This is a genomic window from Streptomyces sp. NBC_01276, assembly GCF_041435355.1.
Classification (GTDB): Bacteria; Actinomycetota; Actinomycetes; order Streptomycetales; family Streptomycetaceae; genus Streptomyces.
Genome location: NZ_CP108442.1, coordinates 6157646 through 6180891, shown reverse-complemented (window position 1 = coordinate 6180891; position 23246 = coordinate 6157646). Strand labels below are relative to the sequence as shown.

The following is a 23246-nucleotide window of genomic DNA, read 5'->3' as shown; positions in this document are numbered from 1 at the left end:
CTGCGTGCGCCCAGCATGCCCGCCCCACCCCGCCACCGGGGGCAAGGACGGGGGTAACGTCGGGGGGCGTGGCGGGCGCCGGACGCAGTTACCACTGCCAACTCCGGGGGACCCGCGATGGATGAGCAGCGAAAGGCACGATGTGACGGACCTCTCTACCCTCCCGACCGACATCGCACGGGTCGGCGTGGTGGGCTGCGGCCAGATGGGCGCGGGCATCGCCGAGGTGTGCGCCCGCAGCGGTCTTGAGGTGATGGTCGCCGAGACCACGGGCGAGGCCCTGGAGATCGGGCGCACCCGGCTGCACAACTCCCTGACCAAGGCCGCCGAACGCGGCAAGATCAGCGAGGAGGAGCGGGACGCCACCCTGGCCCGCCTCACCTTCACCACCGACCTCGGCGAGTTCGCCGACCGCGACCTCGTCATCGAGGCCGTCGTCGAGAACGAGCAGGTCAAGACGGAGATCTTCCAGGTCCTCGACCAGGTGATCACCCGCCCGGACGCGATCCTCGCCTCCAACACCTCCTCGATCCCGCTGGTCAAGCTGGCCGTCGCGACCTCGCGGCCGGACCAGGTCATCGGCATCCACTTCTTCAACCCGGCCCCGGTGCAGCAGCTCGTCGAGCTGATCCCGGCCCTGACCACGTCCGACGAAACCGTCAAGCGCGCCGAGGCCCTGGTCGCGAAGGTGCTGGGCAAGCACGCGATCCGCGCCCAGGACCGCAGCGGCTTCGTGGTCAACGCCCTGCTCATCCCGTACCTGCTCTCCGCGATCCGGATGTTCGAGTCCGGCATCGCGAGCCGCGAGGACATCGACAACGGCATGGAGCTGGGCTGCGCCCACCCGATGGGCCCGCTGAAGCTGGCGGACCTGATCGGTCTGGACACGGTCGCCTCGGTCGCCGATTCCATGTACTCCGAGTTCAAGGAGCCGCTGTACGCCGCTCCCCCGCTGCTCCAGCGGATGGTCGACGCGGGTCGCCTCGGCCGCAAGACCGGCTCGGGCTTCTACCCGTACGGCTGACACCCGGCGCGCACGCGCGGGGGCGGAGCACCGCCGGCCGGCCCGGGTCCCTCGACCTAGCCGAGCCGCAGATGGTGCAGCAGGAGCAGCCCGGCCGCCATGTTGGCGGCCGGGACCTCGCCCCGCGCGATCATGTCCGGCACGAGCTTCAGCGGGACCCACTCGCGCCGCGAGGACTCGAAGTCGTCCTCCGGGTGACCGACGTACGTGGCCCCCTCCGCCCAGTAGAGGTGGTGGCGGGCGTCGGTCAGCCCGTTGGACGGCTCCACCGTCATCAGGTGGTGCAGCGGCCCCGGCCGCCAGCCCGACTCCTCCTCCATCTCCCGCGCCGCCGCCGCTTCGACGGCCTCGCCGTCCTCGACCACCCCGGCGGGCAGTTCCCAGCCCCAGCTGTCGGTGATGAACCGGTGCCGCCACAACAGCAGCACCTCGTTGGCCTCGTTGACGGCCGTGGCCACGGCCACCGGGCGCAGCCGGATCACGAAGTGGTCCAGGTGCCGGCCGTCGGGGAGTTCCACGTCCGCGAGGTTCACGTCGAACCATCGGTTCTTGTACACCGTCTGCTCACTCAGGTTCGTCCACTGCACGGTTGTGCCACCTTTCGCATCCGTCGGTGGCAACATGGCAGCAGTTCCTGCCGTCACAGGGGAACGCGCAGCGCCCCGTCGATGAGCTGCGCAGTCTCCTCCGCGCCCGCGTACCCGCTGGTCAGCAGCTGTTCCCGGACCGCCCGCAGCCGGTCGCGCAGCCGCAGCGACTCCATCCCCTTGGCCCGTTCGGCCATTTCGGCCGCCGAGGCCACCGCCCGGTCCGCCTCGCCCTGGCGCAGCTGGATCTCGCACAGCATCGCGAGCCGGTGCACCCTCCCCCGGTCGTGCGCGGGGGTCCCCACGGCCTCCGCGGCCTGGGCGTGCGCCGCGTCGAGGTCCCCCAGGCTCAGCAGCGCCTCCGCCACCTGCACGTTGACCAGTCCGGGCTGTACGTAGCCCGTCTCGTCGGGCTCGGCGCCCGGCCGGATCCGCTCGGCGGCGGCCTCCGCGCTGCGGATGCAGGCCAACGCGGCCACCGGATCACCGAGTTGGGCGTAGGCCTTGGCCTGCATCGCGTACAGGTCCGCGGCCAGCGCCGGGGTGGTGTGCCGTCCGGCGGCGCGCAGCGCGGCCTCCGCGAAGGCGACGGCCTGGCGGTACTCCCGCAGGTGCAGCGACTGGTTGACCAGCAGGGCGATCACGTACGCGCCGAGCCCCCGGTCCCCGCTGGCCTTGGCAAGCCGCAGCGCCTGGTGGAAGTAGCGCTGGGCGAGCCCGTGGGCGTCGGAGTCGTACGCGCAGATCCCGGCGACCGCCACCAGGGACCCGGTGGCCCGGTGCAGGAGCCGGCCGATCCCGTCCGGGTAGCTGCCGCGGAGCATCGGAGCGGTCTCGCTGCCGAGGAAGCGGACGATCCGGGCGCGCGTCGCCATCCCGCCGGCCCGCCGGTACATCAGCTCGTAGTGCGCGCGGGCCGCCCGCAGGACCTCGATGTGCTCGGGCCCGATCCGGTGCGGGCCGGAGCGGGACACGTCGGCGTCCTCCGGCGGGTTCTCCCACTCCCACACCGGGATCACGGCCGGGGTCCCGGTGACGGCCTCGGCCGTGAGCAGCGCGGGCCGGCCCAGTTCGTCCGAGCGCCACAGGGCGGTGGCGCGGTCGACGAAGCCGCCGATCCGGGTCGTGTGCGGGCTGTGCTGTCCCGGGATCCCGAGCCCGATGTCCTCCAGTCCGACGGGCCGTCGCAGGCGTCCGCCGAGCACTTCGCAGATCAGGTCGGGCACTTGGCCGCGGGGGCGCTGCCCCTTCAGCCAGCGCGAGACCGCGGTGTGCTCGTAGCGCAGCGCGAGTCCGCGCGACCGGCCCGCCTGGTTGACGTGCGCGGCGAGTCCTGCGTGGGACATGCCCGCCTCGGCGAGGAGGGCGTCGAGCAGGGCGTTGGGCTGCATGGGCCCCTCCAAGGGCTCGTCGGATCCAGGCTAGTGGCTGGGGGCCCCGCGCGGGGTGCGGTGTGCTCGATTCACACGGGGTGTGAATCGAGTACGCGCATAAATGCGATGCGCACCCTGCCGCGCGGGGGCCCCGCGGGGTTTCACTTAAGAGCCTCGCCAAGGAGGCCGTCCGGGTCGTCGGCTCCCCCTCGTACAGTGCGACGACCCGGCACCGCGCCGCCCGCCCTGCTGTCTGCCCGACACTCCATGGCAGGCGGGCGGCGCACCACGGCTCCGCCGGGGCCCGGTTGGTCGCCGGGTGCCCGCCAGGAGCCGGGCCGCACCCGCACCGGGCCCGTCCACCGGCCCGGTGCGGAGTGGCTCCGCCGGTCGCGCGGGGACGGCCGGACCGGTGCAGGGCCGGTCCGGCTCCGCCGCCCGGCACGCACCCGGCCCGGCCGCAGGAGCGGCCCGTCAGGGGCGCTCGCCCCGGTCGCCACGGTCGTTGCGGAGCACCAGCAGGGTCACGTCGTCCGTGAGCCGTCCCCTGGTGTGGCGCAGCAGTGCGGCGTGCACGCCCGCGACCAGCCGCGCGGGCGTGGGCGCCGGCGCCCGCGCGAGGACGCCCCGCAGCGGGAAGAAGCGGCCCCGGCGGTCCCGGGCGTCCTCGGCGCCGTCGGTGTACAGCACGAGGACCTCGCCGGGGCCGATCTCCCCGCAGTACCGGGACCGGAGGTCCGGCGGCAGGGGGACCACCCCGAGCGGCGGCAGCGTCTCGCCGCCCGCGAGCGGACGTACCGTGCGCGCCGGCGGGACGGACGCCGGTGCCGGGCCGAGGCGGTAGGGCCAGGGGTGGCCGCAGTTCAGGGCCTCCACCGAACCGTCCGCCGCGATCTGGAGCAGCAGCACCGTCACGAACTCCTCCGCCACCGTGGACCGCGGCCGTTGCGGTGAGGCCGACGGGGGCTCGGCGCGGGCGCGTTCGCTCAGGTGCCGCTCCAGGGAGCGTTCCATCCGCCGCAGGACCCCGGCGGGCTCGGGCTCGTCGTGGGCCGCCTCGCGGAAGGAGCCCAGGACCGCGGCGGCCGCCCCCAGGGCCGGGAGGCCGTGGCCCCGTACGTCCCCGATCAGCACCCGTACGCCGTACGCCGTGGTCACCGCTTCGTACAGGTCCCCGCCCACGGCCGCGCCCCGGCTCGCCGACAGCTGGGCGGCCGCGAGCGCCAGGCCGTCCATCCGCCCGGGCAGCGGTCTCAGCAGGACCTGCTGGGTGGCTCCGGCGATCTCCCGCGAGCGGCGCAGTTCGGCCACCAGCCCCTGGCGGACGCGCAGCGCGCAGCCCGTGGCGAGGAGCAGGAAGGCCGCGCAGGTGGCGAGGCCCGGCCCCGGCCGCCCGGGGGCGGACGGCTCCCAGGACACCGCGGCGCCGCCTCGGGCGAGGGCGCACACCCGGCGCACCCGGGGCCTCTCCGCGTGCGTGATCATCCGTAGGACCCTCCCCCTCCGGCTCGACGGCCGGAACGATTGTGTCGACCTCCTGACGTACTGGACACAGGTCACCGTTGTTCTCACCCCAATGAGTGAGGGGCCCCTCCGGTGATCCGGAGGGGCCCCTCGATCGGGTTCTGCGGCGGGGCGCTACGCGCCGCGCAGCACCGCCCCGGTCCGCTCGCCGGCCAGGGCCACCGCCGCGTCGCGCGCGGCCGTGGACTCCTCGGCGGTCAGCGTGCGGTCGGTCGCGCGGAAGCGCAGCGCGTACGCGAGGGACTTCTTGCCCTCGCCCACCTGCTCACCGGTGAACACGTCGAACAGCCGCAGGGACTCCAGCAGTTCACCGGCTCCCTTGCGCAGCGCGGTCTCCACCTCGGAGGCCGGGACCGACGCGTCGACGATCAGCGCCACGTCCTGGGTCGCCACCGGGAAGGAGGAGATCCGGGGCGCCTGGAGGGCCTCGCCGCCGGCCGCCGCGAGACGGTCCAGGTCGATCTCCATGGCGCTGGTACGGGCGGGCAGGCCCATCGCCTTGACCACGCGGGGGTGCAGCTCACCGGCGTGGCCGATGACCGTCTCCACGCCGTTCAGGACGACGACCAGCTCGGCGCAGCGGCCCGGGTGCCAGGGGCCGTACTGGCCCTGGCGGACCACCAGCTCGGTACCGGCCTCGACGGCCAGCGCGCGGGCGGCCTGGACCGCGTCGGCCCAGTCGGCCGGACGGCCCTTGCCCCACCAGCCGGCCTGCTCGCGGGCGCCGGCCAGCACGACCGCGGCGTGGCGCGGCTGCGCGGGCAGGGCCGCGTTCAGGGTGGCGATCTCCTCGTCCGTGGGACGACGGTCCACGGGCAGGCGTACGGCGACGCCCGGCCGGTCGCCGGCGAGGAAGACGGAGCCCGTCTCGAAGAGCGCGAGGTCGTGGCTGCCCCGGCTGTCGTTGCGGCGCAGCGCGCCGAGCAGACCCGGCAGCAGCGTGGTGCGCAGTGCCGGCTCCTCGTCGGAGATCGGGTTGACCAGCTTGACCACCTGGCGGGCGGCGTCGTGCGCCGGCAGCTGGAGCTGGTCGAAGACGCCCTCACCGAGGAACGGGTAGCTCAGCGCCTCGACGTAGCCGGAGCCGGCCAGCGCGCGGCCGGCCCGGCGGTGCAGCAGCTGCCGGGCGGTCAGGCCTCGGCCGGAGGGCACCTGCGGGAGGGTGGACGGGAGGTTCCCGTAGCCCTCCAGCCGGATGACCTCCTCGGCGAGGTCGTTGGGCTCGGCGAGGTCGGGACGCCACGAGGGGACGGTGACGACGAGCTCGTCCTGGCCGTAGACGTCGCAGCCGACCTCCTGGAGGCGGCGCACGACGGTCTCGCGGCCGTAGTCCATGCCCGCGACCCGGTCCGGGTGGTCGGCGCGCATCGCGATGGTGCGCGGGGCGCCCGGGGCGGTCAGCTCGGTGACCCCGGCCTCGGCGGTACCGCCGGCGAGCAGCACGAGCAGGTCGACGGTCCGCTGCGCGGCCGCGGCGGCGGCCTGCGGGTCGACGCCCCGCTCGAAGCGCTTGGAGGCCTCGGAGGAGAGCTTCAGGCGGCGGGCGGTGCGCGAGATCGACACGGAGTCGAAGTGCGCGGCCTCGACGACCACGTCCGTCGTACCGGTGACGGCGCCCGTCTCCGGGTCGGTGACGGAGTCGGCGATCTCGGTGTGGGCACCGCCCATGACACCGGCGAGCCCGATGGGGCCGCTGTTGTCGGTGATCACCAGGTCCTCGGCGTCGAGCGTGCGCTTGACCCCGTCGAGGGTGGTGAACTTCTCGCCCTGCTCGGCGCGCCGGACACCGATGGCGCCGTCGAGGCGCGAGCGGTCGTAGGCGTGCAGCGGCTGGCCGAGTTCGAGCATCACGTAGTTGGTGACGTCGACGGCGAGCGAGATCGGGCGCATGCCCGCCTTCTGGAGGCGGCGCGTGAGCCAGATCGGGGACCGGGCCTCGGGGTCGAGACCGGTCACGGTGCGGGCGGTGAAGCGGTCGCAGCCGGCCGGGTCGTCGACCTTGACCAGGTAGCCGTACGAGTTCGGCGCGGGCACGTCGAGCAGCGCCGGGTCGCGCAGCGGCAGGCCGTAGGCGGTGGCGGCCTCGCGGGCCACACCGCGCATGGACATGCAGTAGCCGCGGTCCGGGGTGATGTCGATGTCGAGGACCTCGTCGACGAGCTGGAGCAGCTCGATCGCGTCGGTGCCGACCTCGTGCTCCGGCGGCAGCACGATGATGCCGTGCGTGCCGTCGTCGCCCATGCCCAGCTCGTCGCCGGAGCAGATCATGCCGTGCGAGGTGCGGCCGTAGGTCTTGCGCGAGGCGATCGCGAAGTCCCCGGGCAGGACGGCGCCGGGCAGGACCACGACGACCTTGTCGCCGACGGAGAAGTTCCGGGCGCCGCAGACGATCTCCTGCGGCTCACCGGTGCCGTTGGCGGAGCCGACGTCGACCGTGCAGAAGCGGATCGGCTTGCGGAAGCCCTCCAGCTCCTCGATCGTCAGCACCCGGCCGACGACCAGGGGGCCCTTGAGCCCGGCGCCGAGCTGCTCGACGGTCTCGACCTCCAGGCCGGCGTCGACGAGCTTGGCCGCCACGTCACGGCCGGTCTCACCTGCGGGGAGGTCTACGTACTCCCGCAGCCACGAAAGCGGGACCCGCATCAGATCTCCATCCCGAAGGGCCGGGTGAAACGAACGTCACCCTCGACCATGTCTCGCATGTCTTCAACGTTGTGACGGAACATCAGCATCCGCTCGATGCCGAAGCCGAAGGCGAACCCGCTGTACTTCTCCGGGTCCACACCGCAGGCGGTCAGCACCTTGGGGTTGACCATGCCGCAGCCGCCGAGCTCGATCCAGCCCTCGCTGGAGCAGGTGCGGCAGGGGCGGTCGGGGTTGCCCACCGAGGCGCCGCGGCACACGTAGCACTGCATGTCCATCTCGGCGGACGGCTCGGTGAAGGGGAAGAAGTGCGGGCGCAGGCGCGTGGTGGTGCCCTCGCCGAACAGCTCCTGGACCATGTGGTCCATGGTGCCCTTGAGGTCCGCCATGGTCAGGCCCTCGTCCACGGCGAGGAGCTCGACCTGGTGGAAGACGGGCGTGTGCGTCGCGTCGAGCTCGTCGGTGCGGTAGACCCGCCCCGGGCACACGATGTAGACGGGGGGCTTGCGCTCCAGCAGCGAACGCGCCTGCACCGGGGAGGTGTGGGTGCGCAGCACGACGCCGGACTCGTCGCCCTCGGTGCCCTCGGGCCCCCGGACGAAGAACGTGTCCTGCATCTGGCGCGCCGGGTGGTCGGGCGTGAAGTTGAGGGCGTCGAAGTTGAACCACTCCGCCTCGACCTCGGGGCCTTCCGCGACCTCGTAGCCCATGGCCACGAAGATGTCCGCGATGCGGTCCATCAGCGTGGTCAGGGGGTGGCGGGCGCCGGCGGGCACGCGGTCGTAGGGCAGCGTGACGTCCACCGCCTCCTCGACCAGCACCCGCTCGTCGCGCTCGGCTTCGAGCGCCACGGTGCGGGCCCCGAAGGCCTTGTTCACGGCGCCGCGGGCCTGACCCACGAGCTTGCCCGCCGTGGCCTTGGCCTGCGGGGGCAGCGCGCCGATCTCCCGGTTGGCGAGCGCCAGGGGCGAGCGGTCGCCCATGTGCGCGGTCTTCGCCTCGCGGAGCTCGTCGAGGTCGCCGGCGGACGCGAAGGCGGCGAGCGCCTCGTCCCGCATGCGCTCGATCTCTTCCGGTTTCAGTGCCTCGACCTCGACAGGGTCGTACGACTTGTTCGGTGCCGACATCTCTTCCCGTACTTCCGATGGCTGGCTGGTGGTCCCCGTACGACTCGATCGGCACAAGGACACAAAGGTGCCAAAGGACGAGTCTAAGGGCCGTCGGGGGTGGAGGAGCCCGTGGGCCGCCTGGCGAGACGCTCCGCAGGGTTACTGCGTGAGGTAGGCCGGTGCGCTCACGGGCAGGATAAATCGGAACTCGGCCCCGCCGCCGGGGCCGCGGCCGACCGTGATGGTGCCGCCGTGGGCCTCCACGATGCCCTTGACGATGTACAGGCCCAGGCCGGTGCCGCCGCGCTTGCTCCCCCGCCAGAAGCGGGTGAAGACGCGGCCCATCGATTCCTCGGGGATCCCGGGGCCTTCGTCGGTCACGGTGACGGCGGTTCCCTTCTCGTGCGGCGCCACGTCGATGGTGACCGTTCCGTCACCGTGGCGCACCGCATTTTCGAGGAGGTTGCCGAGGATCTGGTCGATCTTGTCCGGGTCGGCCCAGCAGTCGGGCAGCGGACGGCTGACCCGTACGAGGAACCGTTCGGGGGCCTGGCCGTTCGCGGTGAGCGCCTGGACGTGGCGGCCGACGGCGGCGGCGATGTCGACCGGCTGACGGCGCACCTCCAGGCGGCCCGAGTCGATGCGGGAGATGTCGAGCAGCTCGGCGATCAGGCGGGTGACGCGGTTGGCGTCGGCGTCGACGGTCTCCAGCATCAGCCGCTTCTGGTCGTCGGTGAACCGCTCCCACTTGGCGAGGAGGGTCGCCGTGAAGCCCTTCACCGAGGTCAGCGGGGAGCGCAGCTCGTGCGCGACGGTGGCGATCAGCTCGGCGTGGCTGCGTTCGGTGCGGCGGCGGGCCTCGGTGCCGCGCAGGGTGACCACGAGGCGGCACAGCGGGCCGGTGGGGTGGCTGCGGACGTAGCGGGCGGAGACGAGCACCTCACGGCCGCCGGGCAGGAGCAGGTTCCGCTCGGGCTGTCCGCGGCGGGTGGCGAGGCCGCCGTAGGGGTCGGTCAGGGCCCACCAGCGGCGGCCTTCGAGGTCTTCGAGCGGCAGTGCCCGTTCGATGCGGGCGCCGAGGGCCTGGCCGGGGTCGGTGGCGGTCATCCGGGCGGCGGCCCGGTTGAAGCAGATCACCCGGCCGGTGTGGTCGGCGACGACGAGCCCGTCGGGCAGCTCGTCGGGGTCGATCCCGGACCCGGCCCATGCGGGGGCGTCGTCCACGGTCCCGGGACCCGCGGACGCGTGGCCGGGGGCGGAGGCCGCCGCGGCGCCCGACGGGGCGGAGCCGCGGGCCGGGCCGGGTCCGGGCGCGGAAGCCGCGGCGGCGGCGGAAGCCGGGGCCGCGGCGGAAGGCCGGGGGGGAGCCGCGGGACGGCCCCGGGCGGAGGAGGCCGCCTGGGGTGGAACGCCGCGCAGGCCGTCGGCGGCGGGCGCGGGTCCCGCCGGGCCGTGGCCCGCGGGCCCGGGGGCGTCCCGCAGCCGCTCCTCGGCCGCGCCCGCGGCCTCCTGCGAGCTGTTCGTACCGACGGTCATTTCCCCGTACCCCACATCTCCGAGTAGCGCAGTGGGCCCCCCGGGCGGCCACATTACTAGCTGGGGGTCACGGAGCGGCACCCTCCGGGCGCCCGCTGTGCACGCGCGGAGGCGTACAGGCACACGGCGGCGGCCGTGGCGAGGTTCAGGCTCTCGGCCTTGCCGTGGATCGGGACCCGTACGACGGCGTCCGCGAGCGCGCGGGTCTCCTCGGGCAGGCCCCAGGCCTCGTTGCCGAAGACCCAGGCCGAGGGGGTGCCCATGGTGCCCGCGTCCAGCTCGGCGTCGAGGTCGTCCGTACCGGCCCCGTCGGCCGCGAGGATGCGCACGCCCGCCGCCCGCAGCCCTTCCACCGCCTGTTCCACCGGGACGCCCACGGCCACCGGGAGGTGGAAGAGGGAGCCCACGGAGGCCCGTACCGACTTCGGGTTGTACAGGTCGACGGAGGCGTCGGTCAGCACCACCGCGTCGGCGCCGGCGGCGTCCGCGCAGCGCAGCACGGTGCCGGCGTTGCCGGGGTCGCGGACGTGCGCGAGGACGGCCACCAGGCGGGGGCGCGCCCTGAGGATCTCCTCGAAGGGCGAGTCGAGGAAGTGGCAGACACCCACCAGGCCCTGCGGGGTGACCGTCTGGGAGACCTCGGCCAGCACCTCGTCGGAGGCGTAGTGCACGCGCGCGCCGGCCAGCAGGGCGGCCTCGACGATGTCGGCGTAGCGCTCGGCGGCCTCGACGGTGGCGAACAGCTCGATCAGGGTCGCGCCCTGGGACCCACGGTGCTCGACGGCCTCGCGGACGGCCTGCGGCCCCTCGGCGATGAACCGGCGCTCCTTGGTGCGGAAGTTGCGCCGCGCCAGGCGCCTGGCGGCGGCCACCCGCGGGGATCGGGGGGAGATCAGCTCGTCGGGGTAACCCATGGTGTCTGCGGTTCTCTCTGGGGGTTCCGGGGGCGGGCGGGGCGAAAGCACACGGACCCGCAGGCGAATCGCCTGCGGGTCCGTGGGGGCCGGCCGCGTGGAGCGGGCCGGCTAGCCCTTAGGCAGCGGCCTTGGGGGCGTTGACGTCGGCCGGAAGCGCCTTCTGGGCAACCTCGACGAGCGCGGCGAAGGCGTTGGCGTCGTTGACGGCCAGCTCCGCGAGGATCTTGCGGTCCACCTCGATGTTGGCGGCCTTCAGACCCTGGATGAGGCGGTTGTACGTCATGCCGTTCTGGCGGGCAGCGGCGTTGATGCGCTGGATCCACAGCTGACGGAAGTCGCCCTTGCGCTTCTTGCGGTCGTTGAAGTTGTAGACCAGCGAGTGGGTGACCTGCTCCTTGGCCTTGCGGTACAGGCGCGAACGCTGACCGCGGTAGCCGGAGGCCGCCTCGAGGATCGCCCGGCGCTTCTTGTGGGCGTTTACTGCCCGCTTGACGCGTGCCACTTTTTAACTCCTTGTAGCGGGGCCGTGGATGTCTTCACACGGCCCGAATTCGATGGGGTCCCGGTCTTGACGTCCGTCCGCTCCCGGCGAGGGGAGCGGAGGGCATCAGATGCCGAGAAGCTTCTTGATCTTCGCGGCGTCGCCGGGGGCCATCTCCGCGTTGCCGGTGAGGCGACGGGTGACACGGGACGACTTGTGCTCGAGCAGGTGGCGCTTGCCGGCGCGCTCACGGAGCACCTTGCCGGAGCCGGTGACCTTGAAGCGCTTCTTGGTACCGCTGTGCGTCTTGTTCTTCGGCATGGCGCCGTTATCTCCTCGTCGGTGGCGCTCCCACCGGTCCCTGGGGACCGGCTGACGGGAGCGTCATGTTGTGTCGGTGATCCGAGACGGGCTGCCCCGGAATCAGGCCTCGGCGTTCGCCTCGTCGGCGGCGGCCTCGGTGACCTCAGCGGCCTCAGCGGCCTCGGTGGTCTCCGCCTCGACCGGGGCGTCCTCCTCGGAAGGAGTCACCTCGTCGTCGGTGGCGGCGACACCCTGGCGCTCGGCCTTGCGGGCGGCCTGCGCCTCGCGGGCTTCGGCCATCGCCTCGGTCTTCTTCTTGTGCGGACCGAGGACCATGATCATGTTGCGGCCGTCCTGCTTCGGGTTCGACTCGATGAACCCGAGGTCCTCGACGTCCGAAGCGAGGCGCTGGAGCAGGCGGTAGCCGAGCTCCGGTCGCGACTGCTCGCGACCACGGAACATGATCGTGATCTTGACCTTGTCGCCCTGCTTGAGGAACCGAACGACGTGACCCTTCTTGGTGTCATAGTCGTGCGGGTCGATCTTCGGCCGGAGCTTCATTTCCTTGATGACCGTGTGCGCCTGGTTCTTGCGCGCCTCACGGGCCTTCATGGCCGACTCGTACTTGAACTTGCCGTAGTCCATGAGCTTGCAGACCGGCGGGCGTGCGGAAGCCGCGACCTCGACCAGGTCCAGGTCGTACTCCTGCGCGAGCTCAAGCGCCTTCGCAAGCGGGACGATGCCCACCTGTTCGCCGCTGGGACCGACGAGTCGCACCTCAGGGACACGAATCCGATCGTTGATGCGGGGCTCGGTGCTGATGGATCCTCCTCGGTAGCACCACACGACTGCCTGGCAGACAGCCGCTGACGTCTTCTGTCGTCAGACCTACCGCGGCGGAGAATCAAAAAAGCCCCGCCGGGCACAGGCGGGGGCTCCAAAACAACCGGAGCACCGCCGCGTGCGAACCGCGGGGCGCAGACTCGGGCAGCTTTCCATCGTCCGTACGGAACGATGGATACCGCCTGACCGGATGACCCGCCTCCCCGGAGGGTGGTCGGGTGGGAGATCGGAGCCTCCACTTGTGGGCCGGGCACACAGGTGTCCGGCCGGTCGAAGTACATACTAGCACCCGCATGGCAAGGCCGCCGCACGGCATATCGTGGGACGCATGACTGACGCGACGCCCTCCGATTCCCCCTCCTCCGCCCCGGACGCTCCCGACTACGACGACATGACCCGCGACATCGCGGACGTGCCCGCCGTCGAGGTCATCACCACGGTGGCCGTCCACCTGCTGAGCGCCGCCGCGGTCAACCTGGGCCTGGACAAGCCCGACTCCGAGCACAAGGACCTCGACGAGGCCCGCAAGCTGATCACCGCCCTGGCCGGTCTGGTCACCGCCAGCGCCACCGAGATCAGCTCCTTCCACGCGGCGCCGCTGCGCGACGGCCTGAAGTCGCTCCAGCTCGCCTTCCGCGAGGCCTCCCTCGTCCAGGACGAGCCGGGCCAGGGACCGGGCGAGAAGTTCACGGGTCCCGTCTACGCCTAGTCCTGTTCCGGTACGCCGCCCCGCGGAGTACCCCGTACGTACGTGAAGGGGCGCCCGCCGATCACTGGCGGGCGCCCCTTTCGCGTACGCGCGTGCGCGACTCAGCGCGTGAAGAGCGGCTCACCCGGCGGGAGCGGGGCGTCGGCCGGCAGCAGGGCCATGTTCAGGCCCCGGACCAGGCGGGCCCGGAGGGTCACGTCGGCCGCCAGGGCCTCGGCGATCCGCTGGGCCGTCCGGGCCGGATCGGCGTCGGCCGCCAGGAGCACGGCGAGGGTCCCGTCGGCGCCGGAGCCGCCCGGGACCAGATGCGCGCGCAGCACGGCCGGCTCCGCCACGACGGCGGCCCGTACCGCTTCCCGTACCGCCGGCGCGGCCAGCGGGTCCGCGTCCGTACGGCCTTCGGCGAGCGCGAGCAGCGCCGGGCCGGTCAGCTGGTAGGGGACGGGGCCGGCCAGGTCGAGGACGATCGTGTCGGCCTTCTCGTGCGCGGCGGCGGCCAGGGCCTGGTGCAGCGGGACGGCGACGGGCCGGGCCGCGGGGTCCCACAGGGCCAGCGAGGCGATCGAGGTGAAGGCGGGCAGGGCCCGCCGGTCGCCCGCCGTCAGGGTCGGCACGGCCATGTCGCTGGTCTTCTCGCGCTTGAGGCCGGTCTCCGGGTCCGTCTCGACCTCGCCGAGCACCGCCACGACGGGCACCAGCAGGCGGGCCTCCTTGAGGGCCGCGAGCAGCTGCGGTTCGGCCGCGCGGTCGGCGGCCCAGGCGGCCAGGGCCGCGCTCAGCCGGGGATCGGCGGTGCCGTCGTCGTCGGAGAAACCGGGGTCTGGAATGTTCTTGGTGGCCACAGTTACCCGACCCTATCCCGGCGGGCGGCGCGGGGACGCCGGGCCAGTACGCCGGCCAGCACGAGCAGCGCCGCTCCCCCGGCGGCGGCCGCCCCGGCACCCAGCCGGGCCCGCCGCTCCGGTGGCCGCACGGGGTCGGGGCCCGCACCGAAGTACGTCCGCCCGGCCGGGACGGGCGCCGGGACCGCCGGTTCGGGGCGCAGCCCGTCGGCGGCCTGGAGCGCGGCGACGGGGTCCACGGTGCCGCGGCCGAGGGAGTCGTCGCGGCCGCCGGCCGGGCGGTCGGTGGCGGTGTCCTCCAGCAGCTTCTTGATCTGCGCCGGGGAGAGGCCGGGGTGGGCCGCCTTGACCAGGGCGACGGCGCCGGAGACGAAGGCGGCGGCCGCACTGGTGCCCCACCCCTCGTAGTAGGCCCGGTCGGGGTCGGCGATGACCACGTCGACGCCCGGGGCGCTGACGTCGGCGTACCAGTGGCGGGTGGAGAAGGACGCCTTGCGGCCATGGCGGTCGACGGCGGCGACGGCGATCACCCCGGGGTAGGCGGCGGGGTAGGAGGTGTGGTCGCCGCGTTCGCCGCCGTTGCCCGAGGAGGCGACGACGACCACGCCTCTGCCGAGGGCGTACTGGACGGCCTCGTCCTCGGCGGCCTCGTGGTGGGCGGTGTCGCTGTCGTCCCCCAGCGACAGGTTGATCACGTCGGCGCCGTGGTCGGCGGCCCAGCGGATGCCCTCGGCGAGGGCGCCGGACTTGCTGTCGCGGGCCTGGGCGCGGCCCGGGTCGCCCTCCTCCAGGATCACGCGGACGGGGAGGATCCGTGCGTGGGGGGCGATCCCGAGGACGCCCTGGGAGCGGTCGGGGCCGTGGCCGTGGCCGGCGATGATGCCGGCCATCGCGGTGCCGTGCCGGGCCCAGGCGCGGTCGCCGCGGCCGGCGCCCATGCCGACGAGGTCGGTGCCGTCGAGGACCTGGCCGGCGAGGTCGGGGTGGGTGGCGTCGACACCGGTGTCGAGGACGGCCACGGTGACCCCGTCGCCCTGGGTGGTGCCCCAGGCCTCCTCGGCGCGCAGGGCCAGCAGGCCCCACTGGCGGTCGCGGATGGTGTCGGCGGCGGCCGGGGGCGCGGCGACCACGGTGAACAGGGCGGCCAGGACGATACCGCTGGTGGCGGTGACGGTGGCGGCGGCGGTTCGGCGGGGGGAGGTCATCGGCGGAGCTCCGGGCGCGGGGTGGCCGTGGGGGCGGGCGGGGCCGCGAGCGCGCCCAGGGTGCGGCCGACCCGGTCGGCCACGGCCTGGGCCGCGTGGCCCAGGCCCGCTTCGGCGACCGTTCCGGTGGCGCCGTGACGGACCGCGTCGGCGGCCGGGAGCGGTGCGTCCATGGTGCGGCCGTCGGCGAAGGCGGAGACCGCGTAGACCACGGCCGGGGCCCGGTCGGTGACGGCCGCCGTCCAGGCGGCCCGGCGGGAGTCGGCGTACTCGTAGGCGGGCGGGGCGGGCAGGCGGCCCCGCAGGCCGGCCATCACGGTGGCGTCGGCGGGGGTGAAGACCAGGCCCACGGTGACCAGGGAGCTGCGGGTGGTGTCGGTGTAGGTGGCGCGGAGCACGCGGGTGCAGCCGGCCGCGGCGAGCGCGGCGCGCCACTCGGGGGTGAGGGCGGCGGCGCAGTCGGCGTCGGGTGCCAGTGCGATCCGGGTCCAGCTGCGGTCGGCGCCGCCGGGGCCGGTGTCGGGGCCGTCGAGCACGGGCGGCAGGAGGCTGTCCACGGGGGCCGAGCGCCAGAGCGAGGCGGCCTCGCGGTAGGCGGCGTCGGGGGGCAACGGGCGGTGCGCGGCGCGGTGTTCGTTCCAGGCGATGGTGGCCGCGCCGGCGAGGAGGCCGGTGCCGAGGAGGGCGCTGAGGGTGGCGGCGAGGACCCGGCCGGGGTGGCGGCGCGGGGCCGGGGGCGGGGGCGGTCCGTGCTCGCCCAGGACCGCGGTCCCTGGTGTCGACGTGGTCATCCGGCGGCTCCGCCCCCCGTTCCGTACGGCTGCCTGCCCGTACTCTACGGGGCGGTTGGCGCTGCCCTGGCCGGGCGGGGGTGGGGGTGGCCGGGGTCGGGGCATCGCAGCCGAACCCAGCCCCGCCGGCGTTCGAGGCGCGGGGGTCGGGGCGGAGCCACGGGGTTTTCGGCGGGGGTGCGTACCCCTACCCACCGGTACACCCGTCTGGCAAGCTGCCGCCCATGACTTCCGACCGGGCTCGGTACGACCGGGCGACCGCGCATCTCGACGCGCCCCTGGCCATCGTGGACCTCGACGCCTTCGACGCCAACGCCGACGACCTCGCACGACGCGCGGCCGGCAAGCCGATCCGCGTCGCGAGCAAGTCCGTGCGGTGTCGAGCCCTGCTCGAACGCGTGTTGGAGCGGCCCGGGTTCGCCGGGATCATGTCGTACACGCTCGCCGAGTCGCTGTGGCTGGCCCGGTCCGGGTTCGAGGACGTGCTGCTCGCCTATCCGTCGGCGGACCGGGCGGGTTTCGGGGAGCTGGCGCACGACGCGAAGCTGGCGGCGGCCGTCACGGTGATGGTGGACGATCCCGCGCAGCTGGACCTGATCCAGGGGGCGCGGAGCGGGGGCGCGGAGGAGATCCGGGTCTGCCTGGAGCTGGACACGGCCCTGCAGCTGTTCGGGGGCCGGGTGCGGGTGGGGGCGCGGCGCTCGCCGCTGCGGGAGCCCGGTGAGCTGGCCGCGCTGGCGCGGGCGGTGCAGGAGCGGCCCGGGTTCCGGGTGGTGGGACTGATGGGCTACGAGGGCCACATCGCCGGGGTCGGTGACGCCCTGGCCGGCCGGCCGCTGCGCTCGCGGGTGATCCGGCTGATGCAGGCGACGGCCCGCCGGGAGCTGGCCGAGCGCCGGGCCGAGGCGGTGCGGGCGGTGCGCGCGGTGGTGCCGGACCTGGAGTTCGTCAACGGCGGCGGCACCGGCAGCGTGGCCGAGACGGCGGCCGAGGACGCGGTGACGGAGATCGCCGCCGGGTCGGGGCTGTACGTGCCGCGGCTGTTCGACAACTACACCTCGTTCCGCGGCCGGCCCGCGGCGCTGTTCGCCCAGCCCGTGGTGCGCAGGCCCGGGGTGGGTGTGGTGACCGTGCTGGGCGGGGGCTATCCGGCCTCGGGGGCGGCGGGCGCCGACCGGCTGCCGGTGCCGTACCTGCCGGCGGGGTTGCGCTACGACCCCCAGGAGGGGGCGGGCGAGGTGCAGACGCCGCTGCTGGGGAGCCCGGCCGACGATCTGCTGATCGGCGACCGGGTGTGGTTCCGGCACGCCAAGGCCGGTGAACTGTGCGAGCGTTTCGACACGTTGCACCTGGTCGAGGGCGACCGGGTGACGGCCACCGCCCCGACGTACCGGGGCGAGGGCCGCACGTTCCTCTAGTTCTGGAAGACGCTGTCCGTCTGGTCGGGGACGACGCTCGTGTCGCCCCGGCGGACGGGGCCGGCCGTGCCGTCGTGGTCGACGTAGCCGGTGGTGGAGCAGGGGTAGGGGCCGGTCTTCTGCTTCTTGGGCTCGATGAACATCGGGTTCACGATCCACTTGCCGTCGCTGTTGTCGTACGCGCGGCACATCAGCTCGTTCTTGTTGCGGTTGACGACCAGGCGCAGGGCGGTCGCGTCGCGCAGGAAGGAGATGTCGGTGTCGGAGTCGCCGGCGGCGAAGACCTGGCGCCGTGAGGCGGGCTGGACCTTCTCGGCGGCCGGGCCGCGTACGCCGAAGACCTCCTTGTTGATCCAGCAGCGCTTGCCGTCGATGTAGGTGATCATCGTGTCGGCGCCGTCCTTGACGGAGCCGCAGCCCTGGAGGTGGGCGGTCAGCTTGCCGCCCCGGGTGGTGTTGCGGATGCCGATGACGTGGTCGGCCTTGACGCCGACTCCCTGGGCCCAGACCTCGACGACGGGCTGCGGGGAGGCGGAGCTGATCCACACGTCGAAGCCGGCCTTCTGGAGGCCCTTGATGAGGTCCTGCTGCTGGTCGTAGTAGCGGACCCAGCCGGTGGCGGTGGTGGTGCCGACCTGCTGCTTGGCGCCGACGGGCGCGGCGAGGTTCTCGGTGCGGGCGGCGGCGGCGAAGCCGCGGACCTCGCTCGCGGTCCAGCCCTGCATCAGCTGCGGCAGCCAGGCGTAGGCGGGTTCGGTCGTACGGTGGTCCCAGCCGGCGAAGGCGGCGGCGCCGGCGCGGGTGGCGGAGGTGCCGTAGACGGCGCCCAGCTCGTCGGCGCAGGCCGCGCCCGCGGGGGTGCCGGTGGGCAGCGGGGCGCCGGGGCGGGCGAGGGGGCCGCAGGCGGTGGCCAGGTCCCGGGCGGCGGCCGGGGTGAGGTAGCGGCTGGTGGTGGTCCAGTCGCCGCCGGCGGGCTGGCGGATCCTGCCGTTGCGCAGCAGCCAGAACATGGTGGCGTCGCCGACGTCGTTCTTGACGACGGTGTTGTCCCAGTCGAAGACGGCGACGGGCTTCTCGCGGGTGGGGCGGTACGGGTTGCAGCTGCCGTACCGGTCGATGAGCTGCTGGAGGCGGGCCTGGTTGTCGCCGTACCAGCCGGCCGCGAGCTCCGGGGTGGTGCAGTGCGCGCCGGGCCGGGCCGCCTGGGCGGCGGGGGCGGCCGCGACGAGGGTGCCGGCCGCCATCGCGGCGGCGGCGACGGCTGCGGCCTGGAGCCGCCGGGTGGGGCTGAGTCGGGTCACTGGGATGGTCGCTCCTGATTCCGATGAAGATCGTCGGGGACGGTAGAGCACGACAGCCGGGCGTCGTGCGACGCCCGGCTGTCGAGGGGGTGGTGCGGAGGTGAACGTTTAGAGGGGAGTCACGTACGCGCCGGAGATACCGCCGTCGACGAGGAAGTCGGTGGCGTTGATGAAGGAGGAGTCGTCGCTGGCGAGGAAGGCCACGGCGGCGGCGATCTCGGTGGGCTCGGCGAACCGGCCGAGGGGGATGTGCACGAGGCGGCGGGCGGCCCGCTCGGGGTCCTTGGCGAACAGTTCTTGGAGCAGGGGGGTGTTGACCGGCCCCGGGCACAGGGCGTTGACGCGGATGCCCTCGCGGGCGAACTGGACGCCGAGTTCGCGGGACATGGCCAGGACGCCGCCCTTGGAGGCGGTGTAGGAGATCTGGGAGGTGGCCGCTCCCATGATGGCCACGAAGGAGGCGGTGTTGATGATGGAGCCGCGGCCCTGGCGCTGCATGTAGGGCAGGGCGGCCTTGCAGCACAGGTAGACGGAGGTGAGGTTGACGTCCTGGACGCGGCGCCAGGCGTCGAGCCCGGTGGTGAGGATGGAGTCGTCGTCCGGGGGCGAGATGCCCGCGTTGTTGAAGGCGATGTCGACGGAGCCGTAGGTGTCGAAGGCGGTCTTGAAGAGGGCCTCGACCTGCTCCTGGTCGGTGACGTCCACCTGGACGAAGGTGCCGCCGACCTCTTCGGCGGCGGCCTTGCCGGCGGCCGGGTCGATGTCGGCGCAGACGACGTTGGCCCCTTCGGAGGCCAGGCGGCGGGCGGTGGCGAGGCCGATGCCGCTGCCGGCTCCGGTGATGACGGCGGTGCGGCCGACGAGGCGGCGGCAGATGATCTCTTCGTTCGACATGCTGGTCAGGCCTCCGTGCTGATGAAGACGTTCTTGGTCTCGGTGAAAGCGGTGAGGGCGTCCGGTCCGAGCTCGCGGCCGAGCCCGGACTGCTTGTAGCCGCCGAAGGGGGTCGAGTAGCGGACGCTGGAGTGGGAGTTGACGGAGAGGTTGCCCGCCCGGACCGCGCGGGAGACGCGCAGGGCGCGGCCGAGGTCGCGGGTCCAGAGGGAGCCGGAGAGGCCGTACTCGGTCGCGTTGGCCAGGCGTACGGCGTCCTCCTCGTCCTCGAAGGGCAGGACGACGGCGACCGGCCCGAACACCTCCTCGACGGCGACGGGCGCGGTGGGGGCGGCGCCGGTGACGAGGGTGGGCGGGTACCAGAAGCCGGGGCCTTCGGGGGCCTTGCCCCGGAGGGTGGTGAGGTCGTCGGTGACGTACGCGCGCACGCGCTCCAGCTGGCTGCGGGAGATGAGCGGGCCCATCTGGGTCTTCTCGTCGAGCGGGTCGCCGACGGCGATGGACTCGACGGCGGGGGCGACGAGTTCGAGGAAGCGGTCGTAGGCGCCGCGCTGGACCAGGATCCTGGTGCGGGCGCAGCAGTCCTGGCCGGTGTTGTCGAGGTAGGCCATGGGGGCCGCGGCCGCGGCCGCCTCGATGTCGGCGTCGGCGAAGACGATGTTGGGGCTCTTGCCGCCGAGTTCGAGGGTGATCCGCTTCACCCGGTCGGCGCACTTGGACATGATCTGCTTGCCGACGCGGGTGGAGCCGGTGAAGACGATCTTCGCGACTCCGGGGTGCTCGACCAGGGCGTCCCCGGCGACCGCTCCGTGACCGGGGAGCACCTGGAAGAGGTGCTCGGGGATCCCGGCTTCGAGGGCGAGTTCGGCGAGGCGCAGGGCGGTGAGCGGGGTGGTCTCCGCGGGCTTGAGGATGACGGCGTTGCCCGCGGCGAGGGCGGGGGCCAGGCCCCAGGCGGCGATCGGCATGGGGAAGTTCCAGGGGGCGATCACGCCGATGACGCCGAGGGGTTCGAGGAAGGTGACGTCGATGCCGCCCGCCACGGGGATCTGCCGGCCGGAGAGGCGTTCGACTCCCCCTGCGGCGAATTCCAGCAGGTCGCGTACGTTGCCCGCTTCCCAGCGGGCGTTGCCGATGGTGTGGCCGGCCTCGCGGACCTCCAGCCGCGCCAGTTCCTCCAGGTGTCCGTCGACGGCCGCGGCGAAGCGGCGCAGAAGTCTGGCCCGGTCGGCGGGGGCGAGTGCCGCCCATCCCCGCTGGGCCGTGGCGGCCCGCCCGACGGCCGCGTCGACATCGTCCCGTGTGGCGGCCGGGACGGTGGCGACGAGTTCCTCGGTGGCCGGGTTCAGGACTTCCAACACGTCGGACAACGTGGTGCCTCTCTGGTGTGCGGTGAGGTGCGGGTGGCGTGCGGTGGGGTGGACCCGGGCCCTACAGGCGCTCGAAGGAGCGGCGCAGTTCCCAGTCCGTGACGGCGGAGTCGTAGGCGTCGAGTTCGACGCGGGCCATGTTGCGGTAGTGGGCGACGACTTCGGGGCCGAAGGCCGCCTTGGCGATCTCGCTGTTCTCCCAGAGCTCCGCGGCCTCGCGCAAGGTGGCCGGGACGTGGGCGTAGTCGGCGGTGTAGGCGTTGCCGGTACAGGCCTCGGGGAGTTCGAGGCGGTTCTCGATGCCGTAGAGGCCTGCCGCGACCAGGCCGGCGACGGCGAGGTAGGGGTTGACGTCACCGCCGGGGAGGCGGTTCTCGAAGCGGGTGGAGCGGCCGTGGCCGACCACGCGCAGGGCGCAGGTGCGGTTGTCGAAGCCCCAGGCGACGGCGGTCGGGGCGAAGGATCCGGGGCGGAAACGCTTGTACGAGTTGATGTTGGGGGCGTAGAGAAGGGAGAAGTCGCGCAGGGCGGCGAGCTGGCCGGCCAGGAAGTGCCGCATCACGGGCGACATGCCGTCCGGGCCGTCACCGGCCATGGCGTTGTTGCCGTCGGCGTCACCGAGTGAGAGGTGGATGTGACAGGAGTTGCCCTCGCGCTCGTCGTACTTGGCCATGAAGGTGAGCGAGACGCCTTCCTGGGCGGCGATCTCCTTGGCGCCGGTCTTGTAGACGGAGTGCTGGTCGCAGGTGGTGAGCGCCTCGTCGTAGCGGAAGGCGATCTCGTGCTGCCCGAGGTTGCACTCGCCCTTGGCGGACTCCACGACCAGCCCGGCGGCCTGCATCTCGTTGCGGATGCGGCGCAGCAGGGGTTCGACGCGGCCGGTGCCGAGGACGGAGTAGTCGATGTTGTACTGGTTGGCGGGGGTCAGGCCGCGGTAGTTGGCGTTCCAGGCCGCCTCGTAGGTGTCCTGGAAGACCATGAACTCCAGCTCGGTGCCGACCATCGCCTTGTACCCGTGTTCGGCGAGGCGTTCCAGCTGGCGGCGCAGGATCTGGCGGGGGGCGGCGACGACGGGAGAGCCGTCGTTCCAGGCGAGGTCGGCGAGGACGAAGGCGCTGCCGGGGTTCCAGGGGACGCGGCGCAGGGTGGCGAGGTCGGGGTGCATGGCGAAGTCGCCGTAGCCGCGGTCCCAGGAGGACATCTCGTAGCCGTCGACGGTGTTCATGTCGGTGTCGACGGCGAGGAGGTAGTTGCAGCCCTCGGTGCCGTGGGCGAGGACCTCGTCGAGGAAGAACTGTGCGGCGAACCGCTTGCCCTGGAGGCGTCCCTGCATGTCGGGGAAGGCCAGGACGACGGTGTCGATCTCACCGCTCGCTACGAGGGCACGGAGCTCCTCGGGGGCGAGCGGGGGCTTGCGGTCTACCACTGGAATCTCTCCTTCGGTGAGCCGAGGGGGCCTAAGGTATTGAATAGAACCATTGCTTGGGAAGGGGAGGAGCCGAGATGACCGACACGGCGGGTGAGGGTGGCGCGATCGCGCGGCTGAATCCCGTACTGCGACAGGTGCGGGCGGGCAACGGTTTCGAGGAGGCCCTGGAGCAGATCCTCCAGGTGGTGAGGCTGGGTCTGGTGCCGGGCGGGGAACGGCTGCCGCCGGAGCGCGAGTTGGCGGAGCGCATGGGGATCAGCCGCGTCACCCTGCGCGAGGTGCTGAAGGTGCTCCAGGACCAGGGCCTGGTGGAGGCCCGGCGCGGCCGGTACGGAGGGACGTTCGTGCTGTCCCGCCCCGACACCCCGGCGGGCGGGACCGAGGAGGAGCTGCGGCGCCGGGTGGCCGGGGTCGACATCGAGGACGTCCTGCGCTTCCGCGAGGTGCTGGAGGTGGGCGCGGCCGGCCTGTGCGCCGCGCACGGGCTGACCGAGGAGGGCACGGAACGGCTGCTGCGCGCACTCACCGCCACCCATGACGCACCGCTGCCCGACTACCGCCGCCAGGACACCCTCTTCCACCTCACCCTGAGCGAACTCGCCGGCTCCGCCTCCCTGACGGCCCAGTACGCGGCCGTCCGGGCCAAGGTGAACGACCTGCTCGACTGCATCCCGCTGCTGGTGCGCAACCTCGAACACTCGCAGCAGCAGCACACGGCTCTGGTGGAGGCGGTGCTGGAGCGGGACGCCGAGGGGGCGCGGGCGGTGATGCGCGAGCACTGCTGCGGGACGGCGGCGCTGCTGCGCGGCTTCCTGGCCTGAGCGGATCCGGGCCGGTCCGGTGGGGCGGGAGAGGTTTTCGTAACCCCTGTTTAACGCACGGGTCTTGCGCCCGCCACACCCAGGACGCAAAGGTACGCCTCACAACCATTGCATTGCCCTAGGCAG

General features: G+C 73.3%; 21 protein-coding genes. 4 read left to right on the top strand and 17 right to left on the bottom strand.

Annotated elements, in window-relative coordinates; all coding sequences use genetic code 11:
* The first annotated feature begins 121 nt into the window (after nucleotides 1-121).
* Nucleotides 122-1024: a 3-hydroxybutyryl-CoA dehydrogenase gene (locus tag OG295_RS27795; protein WP_371679356.1), complete on the top strand. Its 903-nt coding sequence runs from the start codon at nucleotides 122-124 to the stop codon at nucleotides 1022-1024.
* Nucleotides 1025-1080: 56 nt separating this feature from the next.
* Here the strand turns inward: OG295_RS27795 and OG295_RS27790 are convergent, their stop codons facing one another.
* From OG295_RS27790 to infC, 10 genes are all read right to left on the bottom strand, one after another.
* Nucleotides 1081-1611: an NUDIX domain-containing protein gene (locus OG295_RS27790; RefSeq protein WP_371679355.1), complete on the bottom strand. Its 531-nt coding sequence runs from the start codon at nucleotides 1609-1611 to the stop codon at nucleotides 1081-1083.
* A gap of 53 nt (nucleotides 1612-1664) precedes the next feature.
* Nucleotides 1665-3002, bottom strand: a complete 1338-nt coding sequence (locus tag OG295_RS27785; protein ID WP_371679354.1) for a transcriptional regulator — start codon at nucleotides 3000-3002, stop codon at nucleotides 1665-1667.
* 456 nt (nucleotides 3003-3458) lie between these two features.
* Nucleotides 3459-4469, bottom strand: a complete 1011-nt coding sequence (locus OG295_RS27780; protein WP_371679353.1) for a PP2C family protein-serine/threonine phosphatase — start codon at nucleotides 4467-4469, stop codon at nucleotides 3459-3461.
* Nucleotides 4470-4622: 153 nt separating this feature from the next.
* Complete coding sequence (gene pheT / locus OG295_RS27775) at nucleotides 4623-7151, bottom strand: phenylalanine--tRNA ligase subunit beta (protein ID WP_371679352.1); 2529 nt, start codon at nucleotides 7149-7151, stop codon at nucleotides 4623-4625.
* Nucleotides 7151-8278, bottom strand: a complete 1128-nt coding sequence (pheS, locus tag OG295_RS27770; protein WP_371679351.1) for a phenylalanine--tRNA ligase subunit alpha — start codon at nucleotides 8276-8278, stop codon at nucleotides 7151-7153. Before pheS ends, pheT begins: the two co-directional genes overlap by 1 nt.
* Before the next feature lie 141 nt (nucleotides 8279-8419).
* Nucleotides 8420-9796, bottom strand: coding sequence for an ATP-binding protein (locus OG295_RS27765; RefSeq protein ID WP_371679350.1), 1377 nt, complete (start codon nucleotides 9794-9796; stop codon nucleotides 8420-8422).
* 56 nt (nucleotides 9797-9852) lie between these two features.
* Nucleotides 9853-10710 (bottom strand): TrmH family RNA methyltransferase, encoded by an 858-nt coding sequence (locus tag OG295_RS27760; RefSeq protein WP_371679349.1) that lies wholly within the window; start codon nucleotides 10708-10710, stop codon nucleotides 9853-9855.
* A 118-nt stretch (nucleotides 10711-10828) separates the two neighbouring features.
* Nucleotides 10829-11215, bottom strand: coding sequence for a 50S ribosomal protein L20 (rplT, locus tag OG295_RS27755; RefSeq protein ID WP_007263143.1), 387 nt, complete (start codon nucleotides 11213-11215; stop codon nucleotides 10829-10831).
* Nucleotides 11216-11320: 105 nt separating this feature from the next.
* Entirely contained in the window at nucleotides 11321-11515 is a 195-nt protein-coding gene (gene rpmI / locus OG295_RS27750; protein ID WP_030012385.1) for a 50S ribosomal protein L35, read from the bottom strand.
* A gap of 102 nt (nucleotides 11516-11617) precedes the next feature.
* Nucleotides 11618-12343 (bottom strand): translation initiation factor IF-3, encoded by a 726-nt coding sequence (gene infC / locus OG295_RS27745; protein WP_371679348.1) that lies wholly within the window; start codon nucleotides 12341-12343, stop codon nucleotides 11618-11620.
* A 325-nt stretch (nucleotides 12344-12668) separates the two neighbouring features.
* On the opposite strand from infC, the gene OG295_RS27740 reads away from it, so the two are divergent.
* Entirely contained in the window at nucleotides 12669-13049 is a 381-nt protein-coding gene (locus OG295_RS27740) for a DUF1844 domain-containing protein (protein ID WP_266838104.1), read from the top strand.
* 101 nt (nucleotides 13050-13150) lie between these two features.
* Here OG295_RS27740 and OG295_RS27735 read toward each other — a convergent pair whose 3' ends face one another.
* Genes OG295_RS27735 through OG295_RS27725 form a run of 3 tightly spaced genes read right to left on the bottom strand, consistent with a single transcriptional unit; the run spans nucleotide 13151 to nucleotide 15887 of the window.
* Nucleotides 13151-13891: an SseB family protein gene (locus tag OG295_RS27735; RefSeq protein ID WP_371679347.1), complete on the bottom strand. Its 741-nt coding sequence runs from the start codon at nucleotides 13889-13891 to the stop codon at nucleotides 13151-13153.
* 2 nt (nucleotides 13892-13893) lie between these two features.
* Nucleotides 13894-15096: a type VII secretion-associated serine protease mycosin gene (mycP, locus tag OG295_RS27730; RefSeq protein ID WP_371679346.1), complete on the bottom strand. Its 1203-nt coding sequence runs from the start codon at nucleotides 15094-15096 to the stop codon at nucleotides 13894-13896.
* Nucleotides 15093-15887 carry a hypothetical protein gene (locus OG295_RS27725; protein WP_371679345.1) on the bottom strand — a complete coding sequence of 265 codons (795 nt, stop codon included), beginning with the start codon at nucleotides 15885-15887 and terminating at the stop codon, nucleotides 15093-15095. Before OG295_RS27725 ends, mycP begins: the two co-directional genes overlap by 4 nt.
* Before the next feature lie 224 nt (nucleotides 15888-16111).
* On the opposite strand from OG295_RS27725, the gene OG295_RS27720 reads away from it, so the two are divergent.
* Entirely contained in the window at nucleotides 16112-17305 is a 1194-nt protein-coding gene (locus tag OG295_RS27720; RefSeq protein ID WP_371679344.1) for an amino acid deaminase/aldolase, read from the top strand.
* Here the strand turns inward: OG295_RS27720 and OG295_RS27715 are convergent.
* The 4 genes from OG295_RS27715 to OG295_RS27700 all read right to left on the bottom strand — a co-directional run bounded on the left by OG295_RS27715 (nucleotide 17302) and on the right by OG295_RS27700 (nucleotide 22296).
* Complete coding sequence (locus OG295_RS27715) at nucleotides 17302-18606, bottom strand: haloacid dehalogenase-like hydrolase (protein WP_371679343.1); 1305 nt, start codon at nucleotides 18604-18606, stop codon at nucleotides 17302-17304. The genes OG295_RS27720 and OG295_RS27715 overlap by 4 nt on opposite strands.
* A 108-nt stretch (nucleotides 18607-18714) precedes the next feature.
* Nucleotides 18715-19500: a 3-oxoacyl-ACP reductase gene (locus OG295_RS27710; protein ID WP_030233697.1), complete on the bottom strand. Its 786-nt coding sequence runs from the start codon at nucleotides 19498-19500 to the stop codon at nucleotides 18715-18717.
* A gap of 5 nt (nucleotides 19501-19505) precedes the next feature.
* Nucleotides 19506-20870 carry an aldehyde dehydrogenase gene (locus OG295_RS27705; protein WP_371679342.1) on the bottom strand — a complete coding sequence of 455 codons (1365 nt, stop codon included), beginning with the start codon at nucleotides 20868-20870 and terminating at the stop codon, nucleotides 19506-19508.
* A 61-nt stretch (nucleotides 20871-20931) separates the two neighbouring features.
* A complete protein-coding gene (locus OG295_RS27700; protein WP_371679341.1) occupies nucleotides 20932-22296 on the bottom strand; it encodes a glutamine synthetase family protein in 1365 nt (454 codons plus the stop codon).
* A 77-nt stretch (nucleotides 22297-22373) separates the two neighbouring features.
* On the opposite strand from OG295_RS27700, the gene OG295_RS27695 reads away from it, so the two are divergent.
* Entirely contained in the window at nucleotides 22374-23120 is a 747-nt protein-coding gene (locus OG295_RS27695; RefSeq protein WP_371679340.1) for a FadR/GntR family transcriptional regulator, read from the top strand.
* Nucleotides 23121-23246: the final 126 nt, after the last annotated feature.